17 protein-coding genes, 1 pseudogene and 1 other annotated feature are annotated in these 18259 nt (G+C 55.7%); of the genes and pseudogenes, 8 read left to right on the forward strand and 10 right to left on the reverse strand.

Annotated elements, in window-relative coordinates; genetic code table 11:
- The first annotated feature begins 264 nt into the window (after positions 1-264).
- From KQI17_RS11815 to KQI17_RS11835, 5 genes are all read left to right on the forward strand, one after another.
- On the forward strand, positions 265-720 hold the full coding sequence (locus KQI17_RS11815) for a DHHW family protein (RefSeq protein WP_216496418.1): 456 nt from the start codon (positions 265-267) through the stop codon (positions 718-720).
- A gap of 8 nt (positions 721-728) precedes the next feature.
- A complete protein-coding gene (locus KQI17_RS11820; RefSeq protein ID WP_216496419.1) occupies positions 729-1061 on the forward strand; it encodes a hypothetical protein in 333 nt (110 codons plus the stop codon).
- 198 nt (positions 1062-1259) lie between these two features.
- Positions 1260-1512 (forward strand) — a binding site (T-box leader).
- 97 nt (positions 1513-1609) lie between these two features.
- Positions 1610-2644, forward strand: coding sequence for an ABC transporter substrate binding protein (locus tag KQI17_RS11825; RefSeq protein WP_253285819.1), 1035 nt, complete (start codon positions 1610-1612; stop codon positions 2642-2644).
- 69 nt (positions 2645-2713) lie between these two features.
- Positions 2714-3622: an ABC transporter permease gene (locus KQI17_RS11830; protein WP_216496420.1), complete on the forward strand. Its 909-nt coding sequence runs from the start codon at positions 2714-2716 to the stop codon at positions 3620-3622.
- A gap of 1 nt (position 3623) precedes the next feature.
- Positions 3624-4421: an ABC transporter ATP-binding protein gene (locus tag KQI17_RS11835; protein WP_216496421.1), complete on the forward strand. Its 798-nt coding sequence runs from the start codon at positions 3624-3626 to the stop codon at positions 4419-4421.
- A gap of 192 nt (positions 4422-4613) precedes the next feature.
- Here the strand turns inward: KQI17_RS11835 and KQI17_RS11840 are convergent, their stop codons facing one another.
- The 7 genes from KQI17_RS11840 to KQI17_RS13700 all read right to left on the reverse strand — a co-directional run bounded on the left by KQI17_RS11840 (position 4614) and on the right by KQI17_RS13700 (position 12175).
- Complete coding sequence (locus KQI17_RS11840; RefSeq protein ID WP_216496422.1) at positions 4614-6062, reverse strand: aminoacyl-histidine dipeptidase; 1449 nt, start codon at positions 6060-6062, stop codon at positions 4614-4616.
- Between the two features lie 69 nt (positions 6063-6131).
- On the reverse strand, positions 6132-6629 hold the full coding sequence (locus tag KQI17_RS11845; protein ID WP_216496423.1) for a DUF6672 family protein: 498 nt from the start codon (positions 6627-6629) through the stop codon (positions 6132-6134).
- A complete protein-coding gene (locus KQI17_RS11850) occupies positions 6626-7780 on the reverse strand; it encodes an ABC transporter permease (RefSeq protein WP_216496424.1) in 1155 nt (384 codons plus the stop codon). The genes KQI17_RS11845 and KQI17_RS11850 overlap by 4 nt, the downstream gene beginning before the upstream one ends.
- Positions 7781-7782: 2 nt before the next feature.
- Complete coding sequence (locus KQI17_RS11855; protein WP_216496425.1) at positions 7783-8865, reverse strand: ABC transporter permease; 1083 nt, start codon at positions 8863-8865, stop codon at positions 7783-7785.
- Between the two features lie 11 nt (positions 8866-8876).
- Complete coding sequence (locus tag KQI17_RS11860; protein ID WP_216496426.1) at positions 8877-10466, reverse strand: sugar ABC transporter ATP-binding protein; 1590 nt, start codon at positions 10464-10466, stop codon at positions 8877-8879.
- Between the two features lie 82 nt (positions 10467-10548).
- On the reverse strand, positions 10549-11787 hold the full coding sequence (locus tag KQI17_RS11865) for a DUF3798 domain-containing protein (protein ID WP_216496427.1): 1239 nt from the start codon (positions 11785-11787) through the stop codon (positions 10549-10551).
- Positions 11708-12175: a hypothetical protein gene (locus KQI17_RS13700; protein ID WP_253285823.1), complete on the reverse strand. Its 468-nt coding sequence runs from the start codon at positions 12173-12175 to the stop codon at positions 11708-11710. Before KQI17_RS13700 ends, KQI17_RS11865 begins: the two co-directional genes overlap by 80 nt.
- 28 nt (positions 12176-12203) lie before the next feature.
- Here KQI17_RS13700 and KQI17_RS11870 point away from each other — a divergent pair, with 28 nt between their 5' ends.
- Positions 12204-12479: a polysaccharide deacetylase family protein gene (locus KQI17_RS11870; RefSeq protein WP_371821996.1), complete on the forward strand. Its 276-nt coding sequence runs from the start codon at positions 12204-12206 to the stop codon at positions 12477-12479.
- Positions 12480-12852: 373 nt separating this feature from the next.
- On the opposite strand, the pseudogene KQI17_RS11875 reads toward KQI17_RS11870, so the two are convergent.
- Positions 12853-12999 (reverse strand): annotated as a pseudogene (locus KQI17_RS11875) (IS256 family transposase); the annotation flags it as partial.
- A 974-nt stretch (positions 13000-13973) separates the two neighbouring features.
- Between KQI17_RS11875 and KQI17_RS11880 the strand changes: the two are divergent.
- Positions 13974-14234, forward strand: coding sequence for a type II toxin-antitoxin system prevent-host-death family antitoxin (locus tag KQI17_RS11880; RefSeq protein WP_216496429.1), 261 nt, complete (start codon positions 13974-13976; stop codon positions 14232-14234).
- Positions 14224-14574 carry a type II toxin-antitoxin system RelE/ParE family toxin gene (locus KQI17_RS11885; RefSeq protein ID WP_216496430.1) on the forward strand — a complete coding sequence of 117 codons (351 nt, stop codon included), beginning with the start codon at positions 14224-14226 and terminating at the stop codon, positions 14572-14574. The genes KQI17_RS11880 and KQI17_RS11885 overlap by 11 nt, the downstream gene beginning before the upstream one ends.
- A gap of 702 nt (positions 14575-15276) precedes the next feature.
- Here the strand turns inward: KQI17_RS11885 and KQI17_RS11890 are convergent.
- Together KQI17_RS11890 and KQI17_RS11895 are read right to left on the reverse strand one after the other, a co-directional pair.
- Positions 15277-16677 (reverse strand): sigma 54-interacting transcriptional regulator, encoded by a 1401-nt coding sequence (locus KQI17_RS11890; protein ID WP_216496431.1) that lies wholly within the window; start codon positions 16675-16677, stop codon positions 15277-15279.
- Positions 16678-16871: 194 nt separating this feature from the next.
- Positions 16872-18242 (reverse strand): sodium/glutamate symporter, encoded by a 1371-nt coding sequence (locus KQI17_RS11895; protein ID WP_216496432.1) that lies wholly within the window; start codon positions 18240-18242, stop codon positions 16872-16874.
- Positions 18243-18259 lie beyond the last annotated feature (17 nt).

The following is an 18259-nucleotide window of genomic DNA, read 5'->3' on the forward strand; positions in this document are numbered from 1 at the left end:
AGATCTCCAATACTTTATTTGAGGCGGCCAGGCGATCCACTTTGCCGCCTCTGTTTTGCTATGCTCTTTTTCTGCCGATAACTTTTCTTTGAATTAGGACTTGACTTTTTAGCAGGTTTGGTACGATAAGCTTGCCAGTTAACGGTTGAGGCATGATATGGAGGAGTACAATGGGCGAACTGATACTTATGTTGCTTTTGACCTGCGTGGTTTGCGGTGGGATTCCCACGTTGGCGTTTGCATATCTGCAAGGATAAGTATCTGATGGACAAGTTTACATCTTATAGCAAAAAGCAGCTTGCCGCCAACGTAGCTGCCCTTGCTGATTTACAGGAAAAACTGGCAGCAGAGGGCGTTTCTATGAATACGATCCTTGTCCCTATGGCGGCACAAGTGTTGACGGATAAACTCCCTGCCTATGCGCCCGTGGCGGACTACGCCGCTATTCTGCAAGTGCTGACCGATGCGGACGTTGACACAACAGACGTGCTTTCTGCTCTCGCTGCTCATAGCAGCGAGAACATCTACTACCGTACCGATCACCATTGGACGAGCCTTGGGGTCTACTATGCCTATTGTGCGTGGCGGGACATTGAACCTGCGGCGGGGGGGGGTGGACGCAGGAAGTACCCTGCGATGATTTCTACGGTACAACTTGGAATAAAGTCCCCCTGCCCACCGTCCCCGCCGAGGAGATCACCGCATGGTATAAGCACATAAATAGAAGTGTGTCCTACAACAACGGTCAGTATGAGACGGACAGCATCTATGAGCGGAAATACCTGTCCGGCAGCGACCAATACGCCGTGTTTCTGAACTCCAACCAGGCACAGACCGTCATTGAGGGCAGCGGAAAGAGCGGCAAGCTCCTGCTTATTAAAGACTCCTACGGCAACACCTTTTCCCAATTCCCCGTGGAGGACTATGCGGAAGTTCATGTCCTCGACCTGCGCTTTTTCAAGGGGGATGTGGCGGAGTACGCCAGAGAAAACGGCATCACCGATGTATTGGTGCTCTATGGCGCGCAGAACTTTGTGAAGGATACAAATCTGTGCTTCTGACGGAGACGGCGCGCAGCCTCCGCGGCGCGGGGCAAAAAGCCGACGGTCAAAGGGCCGTGGGCTTTTGCCTATTCTGCCGACTTTGCGCGGGGGAAAGGGGAAGCTTTTTGCGTAAAACGGAGAGAAGAAAAAAATTCGCAAAAAGGGCTTGACAATGGAAGCGCGCATGCTATAATACGCTACAACAAGTTAAAGCAGTAAAAACCAATGACGGAGAGAAGTAGCCGATGCAGGCAAGCCTTCAGAGAGTCCCGGATGGTGTGATCGGGGCGGCGGACGGTCGGCGAATGGACTTCGGAGGGCGGATCAAAAGGCGAAAGCCGAGTAGAGACCGACGGGTATCCCACCCGTTATCCATCGGGGCGCGTATGATGGTGCGCGTAAGCGAGCGGGCGTTTGATAACGTCAATTTGGGTGGTATCGCAGAAGTTCAACGACTTTTGTCCCATGTAGGTGGGATGAAGGTCTTTTTCTTTTTCCCCGCTCTGTTCCGGCAAGACAGAGCTTCATCTGCCGCTCAAGATCAAATATATTGGAGGAAAACCAAAATGAAAAACAACATGATGAAAAAGCTTCTGACCCTCGTTCTTGCCGGCGCGATGACGCTGTCCCTCGCCGCCTGCGGCGCAAAGGACACCCCGTCGGCCGACCAGCCGGACAACAGCACAGAGGAGGCCAAGACCTATAAGGTGGCTGTGATCAAGCAGCTCGACCACGCCTCCCTCGACGAGATCGCGAACGCCGTCACCGCCGAGCTGGATAAGATTGCCGCCGATAACGGTGTGACCATCGAGTATGAGGTCACCTCCGGCCAGGGCGATCAGACCATCCTCAAGCAGCTGAGCGATCAGGCCATCGCCGACGGCGTGAACGCCATCATTCCCATCGCTACCACCGCCGCGCAGATCGCCGCCCTCTCCGCCGAGGAGACCAAGACGCCGGTCGTCTACGCCGCCATCTCCGACCCTGAGACCGCCAAGCTCACCGGCATCGACTATGTCACCGGCACGAGCGACGCGCTCAACACCGAGTTCATCATGGATATGATGTTCGCCCAGAACCCGAACGTCGCCAAGGTCGGCCTGCTCTACTCCCTCAATGAGCCGAACTCCACCAAGCCCATCGCGGACGCCAAGGCATACCTTGACGCAAAGGGCATCGAGTACGTCGAGCAGACCGCGAACACCAACGACGAGGTCGTCGCCGCCGCCTCCGCACTCATCGCCGCGGGCGTGGATGCCGTGTTCACCCCGACCGACAACGTCATCATGGCAGCGGAAATGGCGATCGCCGAGGACCTTGCCGCCAATGACATTCCCCACTACACCGGCGCGGACTCCTTCGTCCGCAACGGCGCCTACGCCACTTGCGGCGTGAACTACACCGATCTCGGCACCAAGACCGCCGACCTCGCCTACAAGGCCATCACCGAGGGTATGGACGACATGGAGGATTACTACCTCATGGACGGCGGCATCATCACCGTCAACACCGATACCGCGGCTATGATCGGCAAGCAGGCCGAGTATTCCTGCTTCGACAGCATGGGCACCGTCGTGGAAGTGACCACCACCAAGGACTGAACCGAAACAACAACGCGGAAGCCCTCCGACGAAGGTCGGAGGGCCGAAGCCTGAAAGGAGAGCGACCCCATGCTCATCATCACGCAGACCGCCCTGGAGCTGGGCTTTTTGTACGCGCCGGTCGCGCTGGCGCTGTTTCTGAGCTACCGCATCCTCGACATTGCCGACCTCACGACGGACGGCTGCTTCGTTCTCGGCGCGGCGGTGTCCGTCAGCCTGACGGCGGCGGGACATCCGTTCCTCGCCATCCCCGCGGCGATGCTCGCCGGCGCGTGCGCGGGACTTGTCACCGCCTTTTTGCAGACGAACCTCGGCGTGCCGAGCATCCTCGCGGGTATTGTGACGAATACGGGACTTTACACCGTGAACCTCATGGCGATGGGGTGGAAGGCCAATCAAAGCCTGCTCGGCTCGGATACCGTGTTTACGCTGGCGCGCGACGCCGGCATCGGCGGGGCGTGGTATGAGCTGCTGCTTGCAGTCATCGTTACCGGACTTGCGGCGGTGCTGCTGCGCGCTTTTCTCGACACGCATCTCGGCCTGTCACTCCGCGCGACGGGCGATAATCCCGATATGGTGCGCGCGTCGTCGCTGAATCCTGCGTTCACCATCTCCGTCGGCCTCTGCCTTGCCAATGCCATGACCGGCCTTGCCGGCGCGATGGTGGGCCAGTATCAGAAGACCGTGGACATCAACTCCGGCACCGGCATCGTCGTCATCGGCCTTGCCTGCCTCATCATCGGTGAAACGGTGCTCGGCCGCCGCAGCATGACGCGCGGCGTGCTCGCCGCGCTCGTCGGCTCGCTGATCTACCGCTTCATCTACGCGGTCGTGTTCTACACGAAGATCGTGCCGGTGGAGTGCCTGAAGCTGCTCACGGCGATCATTGTGGCGCTGGCCATCGCCGCGCCGAGCATCCAAAGGTGGGCGGCGTTCCAGCGCCGCAAGGCCGCGGCAAAAGGGAAGGGAGGCAACTGATATGCTGGACATTCAACACATCTCCAAGACCTTCAACGTCGGAACGGTGAACGAAAAGCGCGCCGTTACCGATCTGTCACTCCATCTCGACAAGGGCGATTTCGTCACCGTTATCGGCTCAAACGGCGCGGGCAAGTCCACGCTTTTCAACGCCATCGCAGGCAGCTTTTATGTGGACGAGGGCCGTATTCTGCTGAATGGCAAGGACATTACCTTTACACGAGAACATGACCGCAGCCGCGTCATCGGGCGGCTGTTTCAGGACCCGCTGCGCGGCACCGCGCCGCACATGAGCATCGAGGAAAACCTTGCCCTCGCGTATCTGCGCGCGGCGCACGGCAATCCGTTCAGCCGCATCACGGCCAAGGACCGCGAGCTTTTCCGCGCCCAGCTCGCGCAGCTCGACATGGGGCTGGAGGACCGGCTGGGCCAGCCCGTCGGCCTGCTCTCGGGCGGTCAGCGGCAGGCGCTGACGCTTTTGATGGCGACGATGGTGCCGCCGGAGCTGCTGCTGCTCGACGAGCACACGGCGGCGCTCGACCCGGGCACGGCAGAAAAGGTGCTCGCGCTCACGCAGAGCATCGTGGCGGAGCATCACATCACCTGCCTGATGGTAACGCACAACATGACGCAGGCGCTTTCGCTCGGCAACCGCACGCTGATGATGGCGGACGGCGGCATCGTGCTCGACGTCGCGGGCGCGGAACGCGCCGGCATGACGGTGGAGGATCTCGTTGAGCGCTTCCGCGCGGGCACGGGCAGGACGCTCGACAACGACCGTATGCTCCTTTCCGAATGAAGCCCTGCGGGCCGGCCCTCCGGTACGCCGACGGCAGAGCAGATTCTTCCTTTTAAGATGCGACAAAGCGGCAGAGCCTTTTGGTTCTGCCGCTTTTGCTGTATACTGTAAACCATATGCAAAAAACCTTGAAACCATACGGTTTCAAGGTTTTTCGTGGTGGAGATTATTTATGCCCGCAGGGTTTTCGGCTTACCTGCTACGGCGCAGGACCTCGCACACCAGCTCGTAGACGCGCTCGGTGGAGGGCACGCTCAGCCGCTCGCGCACGGAATGAACGTCGTGCAGCTCGGGCCCGAGGGAGATGGCGTCGAGACCGGGAATCTTCTCAATGAAGAGCCCGCACTCCAGTCCGCCGTGCGTCGCCTCGAGCTTGGCCTCCGCGCCGGTGAGGTCGCGGTAGACGCCAAGCACCAGCTCGCGGAGCTTGGAATCGCGTTCGTACTGCCAGCCGGGATAATTGCCGCGCTCGGAGACCGTGCCGCCCGCAAACTCCACGATGGCGTGGACGCGCTGAGCAAGCATCGCCTTCTGCGAGGCAATGCAGGAGCGGATGGAGTAGGAGAAATGCAGTCCGTCCTCCGCCAAATGCATCACGCCGAGGTTCAGAGAGGTCTGCACCAGACCGGGGAAGTCCACATTCATCGCCTCCACGCCCTGCGGCAGCGCAAAGAGCGTGTGGAGCATCACAGAGGTGGTCTCCGCGCTGACGGCGGACGCCGCCTCGGTCTTGGCACATTCGAGCGTCACGCCCGCGTCGCAGCCGGCGTACTCATTTTTGAGCGTCGCGTCAAAGCCGCGGATGAACTGCTCAAGCTCCGCCTCCTTCCCCGCGGGGACGGCGATGACCGCGTCGCAGCGCGAGCAGATCACGTTGTCGAACCTGCCGCCCTGTATTGCCGCGAGGCGCAGGCCCGAGAGCTGTTCCATCGCGGAATAGAGCACGCGGCCCATCAGCGCGTTCGCGCTGCCGCGGCCCTTGTCAATGTCGCCGCCGGAGTGGCCGCCCTGCAAGCCGGAGAGCGTCACGGCGTAGCAGCTCTCGCCGCCGAGCGGCTCGCGCTTGCCGGGAAGCGTGCAATCCGCGCGCATACCGCCTGCGCAGGACACCGTGAAGATGCCCTCCTCCTCGGAGTCGAGATTCAGGAGCTTTCTGCCCTTGAGGTCGGAGCAGTCGAGCGCAAACGCGCCGTCCATACCGACCTCCTCATCGACGGTGAAAACCGCCTCAAGCGGCGGATGGGGGAGCGTATCATCGGCAAGGATGGCGAGGATCATCGCCACGGCGATGCCGTTGTCGCCGCCGAGCGAGGTCTGATCCGCCCAGACCCACTCGCCGTCCGTGCGCAGGTCAAGACCCTCCGCCGCCATGTCCTTCGCGCACTCGTCCGTCTTGGCGCAGACCATGTCGATGTGACCTTGTAAAATGATCGGCTCGGACTGCTCATAGCCCGCGGAGCCGTCCTTCCAGATGATAAGGTTGTTGCACGCCTCTTGGCGGTACCTCAGCCCAAGCTCCTTGGCAAAGCCCACGCACAGGTCGCTGATGATCTTCGTGTTGCCGCTGCCGTGCGGCACGGAGCAGAGCTTCTCAAAATATTCAAATACCTTCTCGGGCTTCAGCCCTTTTAATGCAGCCATGCTGCCTTCCTCCTTTTTAGTGTGCACACAGCCCATGCGTTTCGCATGGGCTGTGTGGTGATTGTTCGGTTAGCCGACGGGTACCTCGTCCATCGTCATATCGTCCATGCCGAAGTCGTCGCCGGAGGGGGTGTCCTCCTCGACGATCTCCGCGTCGGGCGACGGGATGAACTCCGTCAGATAGGCGTCCTCACCCAGTCCCGCGAGGTAGGCGGGCAGGTTGATGATGATGCCGTCCATATTCTTAGGCAGGGGGATCGTGTAGGTCTGCGTCGTCTCGTTGCCGCCCTTCTTCTCGGTGATCTCGAGCGTCACCGTGAACTTCTGGCCGATGCAGGTCGCGCTGCCGCGCTCGCGGTCATAGAGCTTGGCGACCTGCTCGCCGTCCACAAGGACGACGACCTTGTACGGCGTGTCATAGGTCTTGCCGTCGTACTCTAACTTCTTGTTGTCGAGATACACGGTGTGACCGCGACCGACGATCGTCATGGCATAGGCGATGGCAATGAGCACGACGACTGCCGCGATCTGGAAGATCAGTCTGCGATTGGAGGTCTTATTCTTCATTTTGCCTTCGCCTCCTCTTCTGCCAGCTGGTCGGCTGCAAGCTGCAAGCCAGCCGCGCTCTTAGCCTTGCGCTTCTTCGCCTCATACATGACCAACGCGATGGTGATGACCGCGTAGGACACAAACACGCGGAAGTATTCGCCGATCATCGAGTCGCCGGTGATGACCGTGCCGGTGCGCGGCGCCACGATGAACATGGTGTGGAACAGGATAACGCCGAGGAACACATTCTTGATGCTCGCCTTCTCCACGCTCGCACCGCCGACGAGCAGCGCCGCGATGGAGAACATACCGATCTGAGTATGGGCGGTATAGGTGGGGAAGTTGCCGACGTTCTGCAAATAAATGATCATGCCGAAGCCCGCGAACACGGTGGAGATGACCATAGAGATCACGCGGGTGCGCTCGACATTGATGCCCGCGTCGCGCGCGACCTCCATATCCTGACCGACCGCGCGCATATCCTGACCGAGCTTGGTGCGGCGGAACCAGAGAATAAAGAGGCAGGCGGCGGCAATGATAATGAGCGTGAGCACGGGGATCTTCACTCCGCCGACGCTGACCGCTAGCAGGTTATCCAAGCTCTGGCGCATATTCAGCAGGCTCACCGTATTTCGGATGCCGTAACCGCGCGGAAGCTTGAGCGAATCGTGGATGATGGGAATGATAGGCCCCATCATGAACAGCACGACAAACTGATACACGCCGTCCATGGCAAAAGAGATCATGTAGCTCGTGATCATCTCACGCCCCTTGGCGAGGTTGAGCAGCTTGCCGATCATGATGCCCAGCACAATAGAGATGGGAATGGAGATGATCGCGGCGAGGATCAGGCCGGGAATGCCCCACACCTGCCAGTCGGCGGCGAAGATCAAGCCGATCTCGCCGGCCATTGCACCGAGCGTCATACCGAAGTTCATGCCCATACCGGCCATGACCGGAATGAGGAGACTGAGGATCAGAAACGCATTACGGCCCAGACGGGTCATGCCCTCATTGAGCAGATAGCTCCACGAGAGATCTGCGCGCGGGATACAGTAGGCACAAATCAAAACGAACATGATGGGAACGACATTGTTGCTTAAAAAATTGTGCAGTGCACGGAGCCATTCAGCGCCGCTGCGAGGGAGCTTTTTGTTCAGCTTTTTCATACTTACTTCTTCCCTCCCATCTTACGGGTCAGCGCGTAGACGATCATGCCGTTGGAGACGATAATGCGGATGATTTCGCTGATATCAAGGTGGATCAGGGCATTGATGACCGTCGGCGCCATGGTGACAAGCCCCTGGAAAAGGAATGTGCCGATGACGACATTGGCAATGCTGGCCTTGTTGACGCTCGCGCCGCCGATGAGAATCGCCGCGACTGCGGGGAAGGCCATCTTGAGCGGAGCGGTGTAGATCTGGATAAAGCCGAAGCCCTGCTCGTAAACGAGGATGCCGATCGCACCCAGCCAGGTGGAAAGGATAACGGAGATCAAGCGCATCTTGTCCACGCTGACACCCGCGGCCGTTGCGAACGCGGGGTTGGAACCGACGGCGGTCATGGCCGTGCCGGTCTTGGTGTGCAGGAAAGCCCACATCAAGAAGGCCAGAGCGGCAAAGAAAAGCAAGCTGCCGGTCGGAATGACAAGATTGATGCCAATGCTGTTGAGGTCAATGGTGAGAATGTCCGCCAACACCCGATCGTAATACTTCTCAAGAGAGATGGTAGTACGAAGGCCGGAACCGGAGAAGCCCCAGACCATGTCAGGCTTCTTATACGGCAGCAGCAGCCACATCATACACATAAAAGAGACGGAGGAGAAGCCGACGTAGGTCGCGACCATCATCTCGCCGCCCTTGATCTTGTTGAGCATCCAGCCGTACCCGCCGCCGAGCAGCAGCGCGAACGGCGTTGCGATGACGATGGCCATGACGAAGCTCATCGGACCCGTGAAGCCAAGCTCGATGGACAGCGTCGCGCCCAGAAGGCCCGAGATGATACCGAGCGGCAGGCCGAAGTTGAGGCCGCAGCCGGAGTGGACCATCGGGACCATTGCCAGCACCATGATGGCGTTCCAGCTAAAGCGGTTGATAACGTTGCTGATCTGCGTTGCGAAGTCCACGCCCGCGAACGGCACGAGCACGAACATCAGCAGCAGAAAGCCGGTGATGATCATGCGGGGGACGCCGTAGCTGTCGATCATTTGGCGGAGCCTGCTCTTTTCGGCAAGGCTGTTTGTTGTATTATCCATATCTGCCCTCCTTATTTGACCTGACTGACCATCAGCATACCGAACGCCTCGGAGGATTCGGTCGCCGGCAGGATGCCGGCGATCCGGCCGCCGGAGACGATGGCGATGCGGTCGCAGGTCATGCGCAGCTCCTCCAGCTCAGATGAGATCATCACAACGGTGATCCCGCTCTCGCGGTTGAACCTTTTGAGCGCGTCGAGCACGAGAGATTTCGCGCCGACGTCGATGCCGCGGGTCGGCTCGGAGACAAAGAGGAACTTCGGCTCGAGCGCGAATGCCTTGGCAAGGCAAACCTTCTGCTGGTTGCCGCCGGAGAGCTCCTTGGCCTTCTGCTTCGAGCTGGTGCACTTGATCTTCAGCTCGTCGATGTAACGGTCGGTCACGGCGCGGATGGCCTTTTCATCGCGCCATTTCACAAGGCCGCCAAACAGGCTCTTGAGAAACTTATCGTGGATCTGCATGGCCGGGAAGGCAATGTTCCACTCCAGCGACTCGTCGAGCAGCAGGCCCACACCGCGGCGGTCCTCCGACACAAAGGCAAGCTGCGCGTCGAGACAGCGGCGGGGCGCGTTGAGCGGAATGGACTTGCCGTCGAACTCGACCGTGCCACCCGCCTCATAAAGGCCCATAACGCCGTTCGGAATGCCGAGCTTGCCTTGACCGGCGAGGCCGCCGATGCCGAGGATCTCGCCCTCGCGGATATCGAGGTCGACGTTGCGCACGATCTCACCGGGCATATCGACCCAGAGCTTGCGGATGGACATGATGGTCCTGGCGCCGGAGTGATCGACTACATCCTGTGCAGCGGAGAGCTCTACGCTGCGGCCGACCATCCACCTTGTGATGTCGGAAACGTTCGTTTCCTTCGCCGGGGTATCCTTCACCACATGGCCGTCGCGCATGACGATGACCTTGTCGCACACATCCAGAATCTCCTGCAGGCGGTGCGTGATGAAGATGACCGCGATGCCGCGCGCCGACATGCTGCGGATGGAATCGAGCAGCGCCGCAGCCTCCTTTTCCGTCAGAACGGCGGTCGGCTCGTCGAGAATAAGCAGCTTGAGATGCTCCTTGCTCAGCTCGCGTGCGATCTCGGTGAACTGCTTATGGCCGACCGGCATATCGCTGATGACCATGTTGGCGTCGATGTGGACGCCCATTTTTTCAATGGCTGCCGCTGCACTGCGGTCCATCTCCTTATAATCGAGCGTGTTCAGACGGCTGCCGAACACCTCGGAGATGACATTTTTCTTCTGGGGCTCACGGTTGAGCAGAATGTTCTCCGTCGCCGTAAAGCCGGGGATCAGAGAAAACTCCTGATGCACCATGCCGATACCGGCTGCCAGTGCGTCAAAGGGCGTATTAAAGGTGACCTTTTCACCGTTGATGAGAACATCTCCGCCGTACCCGCCGGTCTCGCGGATGACGTCCATGCCGAAGAGGATCTTCATCAGCGTGCTCTTGCCCGCGCCGTTTTCGCCGACAAGCCCGAGCACCTCGCCCTCGCGGAGCGTAAAGCTGATATCCGTGAGGACCTGATTGCCGAAGAAGTCCTTTTTGATGCTGCGCATCTCCAACAGAGGAGCGTTGTTATTTTCCATAAGCTATACCCTACCTAAAAGAAGCAGGGGGGAGGATTCTCCTCCCCCCTGTTTTTTTGATGTTCGTCAGTGAGCCGAAGGCTTACTTAATGGTGAAGTACTTTTCGGGGACCTCGACCTCGGTGGCGTGCATGAACCGGCCCGGATCGCCCATGATGTAGGTATCCTGATAGACAAGGAAGGTGTTGTCGGCCTTGACGCCGGTGGTGGCGTTGGTGTAGTTGGAGCCGTTCCAGGAGGCGTCGGGGGAGAACTGGTGATAGGCCTTGGCGATATCGTCGATGTCGGCAAGCTCGCTCTCGCCCTTGATGACGTTCATGGCGTGCTGGGCAAGGCCGGCGGAGGTGACGTAGCCGTAGGAGTATGCCCAGGTGCCGAAGCGGCCCGCGCCGCCCTTTTCGCAGATGGCGGCCTCGACCTTGGCAAGGATCTTCTGGAAGTCGCCCGCCTCAGCGGTCAGGTCGATGCCCAGAGCGCCGGGATAGCCCATCAGCGGGGAGGGAAGGTCGGCCTCGATGAAGTAGCCGCCGTACTCGAGCAGCTGCTTGAGCAGGGGCTCGGTGTGCGCGTCGTTGGTGCAGAAGTAAGCGGCCTTCTCGCCGTACTTGTTCACCCACTCGGGAACCTTTTCAAGGATGTAAGCCTGCGCACCGGCAACGCCGACGTCAGAGGTGGGGTCGGGAGCGGTCTCCATCTCGAAGCTCATGCCGAACTCCTCGCAGGCCGCCTTCATGACGGCGACGCGGCGGCTCATGGTCTCGTAAGCGAGGTGGCGCGGGAAGGAGATATGAACAAAGGTGTCGCAGCCAAGCTCGTGCGCGGTGCGGATGATGAGGTAGCCGCGGGCAACGAAGTCGTTGTTGCACACGAGGTCGGCAGCGGAGCCGATCTCGGGCAGATCCTCATGCGCCTCACCGGCGATGCAGAGGATGTCGGGGCGACGCTCCTTGATCTTACGGAAGGCCTCGGTCGTGCCGGGGACGGACTGGTTGACGATGATCGCCTTCATGTCGGGGTCGTCGGACAGGTTGACGATGCACTGGATGGTGGTCTCCAGCTCTTCGGTGAAGTTATCGGGATAGGTCACGAGGGTGACGTTCTCCTCACCGTAGAGCTGCTGGAAGGCCTCGGCGCCGCGGCGGTCGTCCTCAGACTGAGAAACGGAACCGGTCACGATACCGATGTGGATGGTCTCCTCCTGCTTGTCGGGAGTGTCGGGAGTGTCGGGCGTGTCGGGCGTGTCAGGGGTCTTCTTGTCGCCGCAGGCCACGAGCGAAAGCACCATGACCATAGCGAGCAGGATACTCAGGAATCTTTTCATGCGGAACCTCCAATTTCATTTTTACGATGTATTGCCAGGGTGTCTTATTACTATATACAAAAATATTCACCTTGTCAATGACAGAAATTAAACAATATAGCGAAAAGCGGTGCAAAAAGGACTGCGGCACCTGCGGAGACGGGGCCATTCCGCACTCAAATGGAGAACCGAGCTTGAAAAATCCGAATGAGGTACACAGCGTCCACGGCATGAAAGAAAAAATTATCGCATACCCTCTACCAAAATAAAATGGGGAGGATATGCGGATGTTTTTGTATTTTAAGCGGAGAGAGAAGCGCGGGAAGAGGGAGGCGCCGCGGCCGCGATTTCTTGTCCTGCGGCGCAAAACACTGACAGTTGGCGCTGCGCTGCTGGCTGCGGCAGCCATTTTCGGTGCTGTGAATGCGCCCGCTGCCGTGCGGGCGTCAGTTGCGACGCGCCAGCTGCCCATCTACTGCGTGGAACGCGATCAGAAGGTGTGCAGCATTTCCTTTGATGCCGCATGGGGGGCGGACAACACGCAGAAGATCCTGGATGTACTCGCGGACTACGGCGTCAAGGCGACCTTTTTCGTGGTCGGCAACTGGGCGGACCAGTATCCAGAGCAGGCCAAGGCCATCGTAGACAGCGGCTGCGAGCTGATGAACCATTCCAACGCACACGACCACTACAATTCTCTGACGGCGGAGTAGAAATGCAGCGGATGTCAAGACGAGGGGCTGTTACGAACAGGGAATTAGGGCTGAGGAATATATGAGGTGTATTATGATATTCTATGGGATAACGGCCCGCCTTTCCTATCAGACAATGCAGATAGGATTTTTTAGGATGGCACCAAGGCGGTCGACATCGGCGGGGCGTGACAAGGCATCTACCACTAATAAAAGAAATTGCAGATAATGTACAATAAGTTGCGCAAATTGGAAAATGCATAAAAGAAGACATAGCTTGCAGGCTCTGGTAGAATGAAGTCACGACACACCATTCTGAAAGGAGACAGCAAACTATGTCCGAGAAAATTGTACAGCTGAATGAGGAAGTGGTCAAGGGCCAAATCAAGGAATTGGTTCGCGGCAGCGTGGAGGAAACCCTGAACGACTCTGCCTCCTTCTCCAGCAGTTCGTTCAGGGTTTCTTCTACACTTCCTCGAACTAATTCTTTGAGCTGCCCCTTGATAATTTCCTCATTCAGCTGTACAATTTTCTCGGACATAGTTTGCTGTCTCCTTTCGAATGTTTGTGTGGTAACTTCATTCTACCAGAGCCTGCAAGCTATGTCTTCTTTTATGCATTTTCCAATTTGCGCAACTTATTGTACATTATCGTGCAATTTGCCATAGACATGCAAAAAACCTTGAAACCATACGGTTTCAAGGTTTTTCGTGGTGGAGATTAGCGGGATCGAACCGCTGACCTCTTGACTGCCAGAATTTCACTTTTTCAGATATGTGCATAATGCACAGCTTTTTCAGAAAATTTGGAAGCAAAAATCCGCCTAAAACAGGGAATATATTTCCGTATTTTCTGGATAGTATTTGTTGTTTCAACAGGAAGTATTGCATACCGTATTTTCTGCTTAATAAAAGGTTAAATCAAATGCCGTTTTGCGAGAGAGGCTTTCTGCGAAATCGTAGTAATTTCAGGCGTTTTGGAAATTCCGCATCATCGGAACCTGTGATTTCATCATGCAGCGTGCACGAACCATAGCTGTGATTTCAAACACTACTGTGCAGGGACAAAAGCTGTGATTTTGTTACGGTGGGTGCTCGACGAAATTTGTGATTTCCTTATGAATGGTGCTTGGATAAAATCTGTGATTCCGTCATGTAAGAAGCAGGACTTTTTCAGAACGAAACCTGTGATTTCGTTTTTGGACTGTCACAGAAAATGCAAGGAAAAAGGGAAGCAGAACCTGTGATTTCGCAACCCCTGTGCGCACAGCTTTCTGCCCAACCATACATTACCGTCCAAATCAGATTCCCAGAGTTGAGGTATTGTGTATTAATTATAATTTGATTCATCTACTGTGTCAATACGCAGGATGGGAGTTCAGACCATGCGCAACTTTTGATTTAAGCCAGCAAGGGACATCAGTCGCAATAGGATGGTATGTGTTAAATGCTGCAAATTTGCTGTTGAACTTTACAGCAGAACGGGATATACTATGCCTGAAAGGAGTTGATAGAGATGCCGAACATTAAACCCATCTCTGACCTGCGAAATTACAGCGAGGTACTGCATGATGTGGCTGTGGGTGCTCCTGTCTTTTTGACGAAGAACGGGCGCGGGCGGTACGCTATCGTGGATATGCAGGACTATGAGAGAACACAGGCAACCATTCGTCTGATGAATGAGCTTGCAAAAGGCCGTCACTCCGGTGAAACGGAAGGTTGGCTGACACCGGACGATATGAGGGCGCACTTCCGCGCAAGAGAGAATGAAGAATAAAATTCATTATTCACCCGAGTCCCGTCGTGATTTGGATGACATTTGGGACTACATCGTATCGGAACTTCAAAACCGTTCCGCTGCGGAGCGCGTGCTCGATCGCATTATGGACGCGGTTGACCAGTTGGAAAGCTTCGCAAAGATGGGAACATTGTTATCCTCTATTGCAGATGTAGGAACAGACTATCGTTTTCTTGTCAGCGGCAATTATATGGTGTTTTACCGTGTGCAAGGCTGCGATGTCTACATTGACCGTGTTTTGTACGGCCGCAGCGATTATATGAGAGTCCTGTTCGAAGAAATACCGCAGTATGAAGAGTTCATGGAAGAGGATAAATAGACCTTATCAAGTTATCTGCCCCCACCTGAATTTGCAGGTGGGGGTTATCTTACTTCGGAGAATAGGACAGCCGCCGCCCTCGCTGCTTCTGCCTGCCAAAAGAGCACCGGAGAGGGCGACGGAGCAGCCGCCCCAAAGAGGAAGAGCAGAGCAAAGAAAGGCATTGCAGAGCATGAGCAGAAAGACCGATAGAGGGGAGCTGAGTAGATAGGGAGGGGAATCACCACTCGCTATGCCATTTCACTTACATCGGAATCGAGGCAATTAAACCGGTCGAAACCGAATATGTTGTGTGGTGGGACGGCAATCATCTCGCGTGTAAAGGGGGCGAAATCGACACAGTAAAAAAGCAGGGGAGGGGGGCGGTTTCAAAAGCGGGGCGAAAAAACGAAAATGTCAAAAGGGTGGTGCAAAAAATTTTTATAAAACGGCTTCGCCGTTGCCCTTTCTTATCTTCGCTCTTCTTCTCAACTTTCGAGGGAAAGCCAAGAAGGAAGTAAAGAGGGTGTTTTCAAAAATTTGTGCGGGCCTGCGGGCCAAGAGTTCGGGTGGTGACGATAGACAAATCTCTGTCAACATTCTCTTTATTGCTCTGCATGACCTTACTGACGAAAACAGAGGGGACATACCGCCATGATTTCCATTTGCCTGTATAGTTCAATCTGCGTGTTCATAGGTATCAAAATGCTCCGGTTTACTTCACTATTCACTTATTTGCCTGATTTGATATTGCTTAATCTTTCGTTGGAGTGTCTGGCGTGGAATATTGAGGATTTTTGCGGCCTCTGTAATGTTGCCGGAAGCCTCTGTGAAAGCACGCTGAATTATTTCTCTTTCGTAGCTGTTTACAGCCTGATCGAGTGAGTCCTTCGGGGGGAATTTTTGCATGTCATCCTCTTCCGGCACCAGGCGCATGAGTGTGCGGTAGCGTTTTTCAACGTCAGAAAAGCGAAGTGTGTCGCTTTTGCCATCTACAACACTCATACCGTAAATAATGACCTGCTCAAGCTCGCCGGTGTTGCCTGGCCAAGCGCACTCCTGTAATTTGTCAATAAGTTTGTTCGAAATATAGCGTATGCTTTTATGGAAAACGGGATTGTACTTTTTGATGTACGTTTCGACAAAGCAGCGGATATCCTCCCTACGTTCGCGCAGGGGCGGAATGGAAATGGTGAGCTTGCTAAGGTAATAGTAAACATCTTTACGGAGCGTCCCGTCTTCGATACATCGCTCGGGATCGCGACTGAGTGAAGCAATGACCTTAATGCTGAAACGGCACGGCACAGAGCCGTCGGGACCATAGAGTACGCCAGACTGCAAAACACGAAGGAGCTTATATTGAAGATAGGGTGACATTCCATCAATTTCATCGAGAAAAACCGTACCGCCGTCGGCCAGCTCAAGTATGCCCTTGCTTTCCGGTGTACCGAACAGGACATTTTCTAACAGAGGTTCCGGTGTCGCCGCACAGTTTTGTGAGAGAAACGGCGCATCACGCTTTTCGCTGGTGTTGTGAATCGCATGTGCAAACATTTCCTTACCTGTTCCGATCTCGCCGCAGAGCATTACGGGCAAGTTACAGGCAGCAACGACCTTGATATACTCTTTTGCATTTTTCATTTGACGATTGATTGCAATGATATCGTCATATTCATAAATAGCCCGCATTTGGTTGATGAGCTTATATGTCTGCTCACTGCGGAAACTTTCCTCATTCAAGGCAATCTCAACACGGTCATCGTTGCTTCCACCGTCCTGCCCTTCTTGACACGAAAGGTCAATTGCGCCGACGATCCGGTCGCCGCTGCGAATTGGGATAGAAAATGCCTTGATTGTGATGCCGTCCTTGCCTGCCAGCTTGACGTACTGATTTTCCTCGTAGACGGGACCTCCGGTCTGCATGGCACGGTATAGCGTACTGTTTTCCGGCGTCAGGTTTTCATACAAGTCAAGGTATCGCTTTCCAATCAGCCGCTGAGATTCATCCGGATTGGAAAGCTTAGCATTGAACTTTGCCGAAAAGAGCACCTCGCCCTCCAAATTTAGAATCGTGATTCCGTCAATGTATCCATCTTTGAATGGCAGGTTTTTCATTTCATTCATTTTTTGATGTGCTCCTCTCCGGTAGACTGTGATAATATATTAGCAAATTTGAATAGCACATTCAAGTCCTATGGGTAGCAGAGATGTGTGGAGATAAGGATACGTTGCAGGCCTGTCAAATGAGACAGGCCTGCAACGCGAAAGGAAATTGCTATTTTGTATGGTGAGTGAAGAAATACAATATCATTTTTTGCTTAATATCCATCCTCGCCGACTGCTGGACGGTTCAGCGGTTCCTTGATCCACCACCACTTCATTACAAGGTTAACAATGAGGCACACGGTCATAATCGCAACCTGGATGCCGATGAACAGCCAGTGCTGGCCGTTGAGCAGCATCATGGGACCGAAGGACCAAGTGAAGAGCTCGCTGAAGGTGGTGAAGATGCAGGCAAACGCAGTGTCGTTGAGGGTGAGAGACTTGTTCTCGGGATCGACAATGCGCAGCAGGATGAAGCCGATCGCAAAGACGCCAGTGGAATAGCCGAAGACGAACAGCGAGCGCTCAAACCAGCTGCCCTTGTTCATGGCGGGGCCAAAGTACATCAGCGTGATGACAACGATGAAAACGCCGAAGAGAAGCAGCAGCGCCAACGGCATGGCGTACTTGACGATGATGCCGAGGTTGATGGAGGCAATGCCGAAGAATACGAGATAGTCTGTGCAGGTGCCGGTGATACGGCTTGTGACATTGGTATCAACGTAGTAATCCACATGCGTTTTTTTGAAAATGTAGAAGAACAGCAGACCAACCAGGAAGGAATACAGGTAGGAGGGACCGTCAAAATTGAACTTATCGTAGAAGAACTTATAGAGCAGACGGCCCGCGCCGGCGGCGACCATAAGGATCGCAAAGTGCCACGCGAGAGGATCAAGTACGACCGAGGAGGTCGTCGCCTTACCGAGCTCCGTACGGTTTTCCTTGGGAACAAGACCGGTCTTCAGCTCACCGGAGAGATAGCTGAAATCGCTGATGTACTTTGTCCAGCCCTTTTTGGTGCCGAGCTTAATGAAGAACATGCCGCCGAACACTCCGGCAAGGATGCCGACTGTGGCACAGGTTTGACCGATATCCAGCGCGTCAGTGAAGCCGAGATTTGCAAAGCTGCTGCCGACGGCGGCCGCCGTGCCGTGACCGCCGGAGAAGCCGGCTGCCAGCAACAGACCGAAACCGTAGTTGATCTCAGGCCACAGCTTTGAGATCAGCAGAATGGAAAAGGCCGGAGCAAGACCGTACTGGATGACCTGCGCGACCATCTTGTAGGAGAGGTAGGAGCACATACGGCCGACCTCGCCGTTGTTCTTGCCCTTATTCATGCTGAAGCCGTTGAGACCAACACCGGCGAAGATGATAAGAATGAGCATCGTCGGATAAGAGCCGATCTTATCAGACATTGGCAGAAATCCGGGCAGAAGATAACGGAAAGCGAGACCCATAAAGCCAGCCAGCATACTGGCGGGGATAAAGAAGCGCTGGAAGAATTTGATTTTCGCACGGAGCAGCTGACCCAACATAATAAAGACCGAGGCTACCGCAAAATCAAGTAGAAAATCGTTGACTGTCATGTTGTCGTTCCTCCTAA

The organism is Oscillibacter sp. MSJ-31, assembly GCF_018918025.1.
GTDB lineage: Bacteria > Bacillota > Clostridia > Oscillospirales > Oscillospiraceae > Hominicoprocola.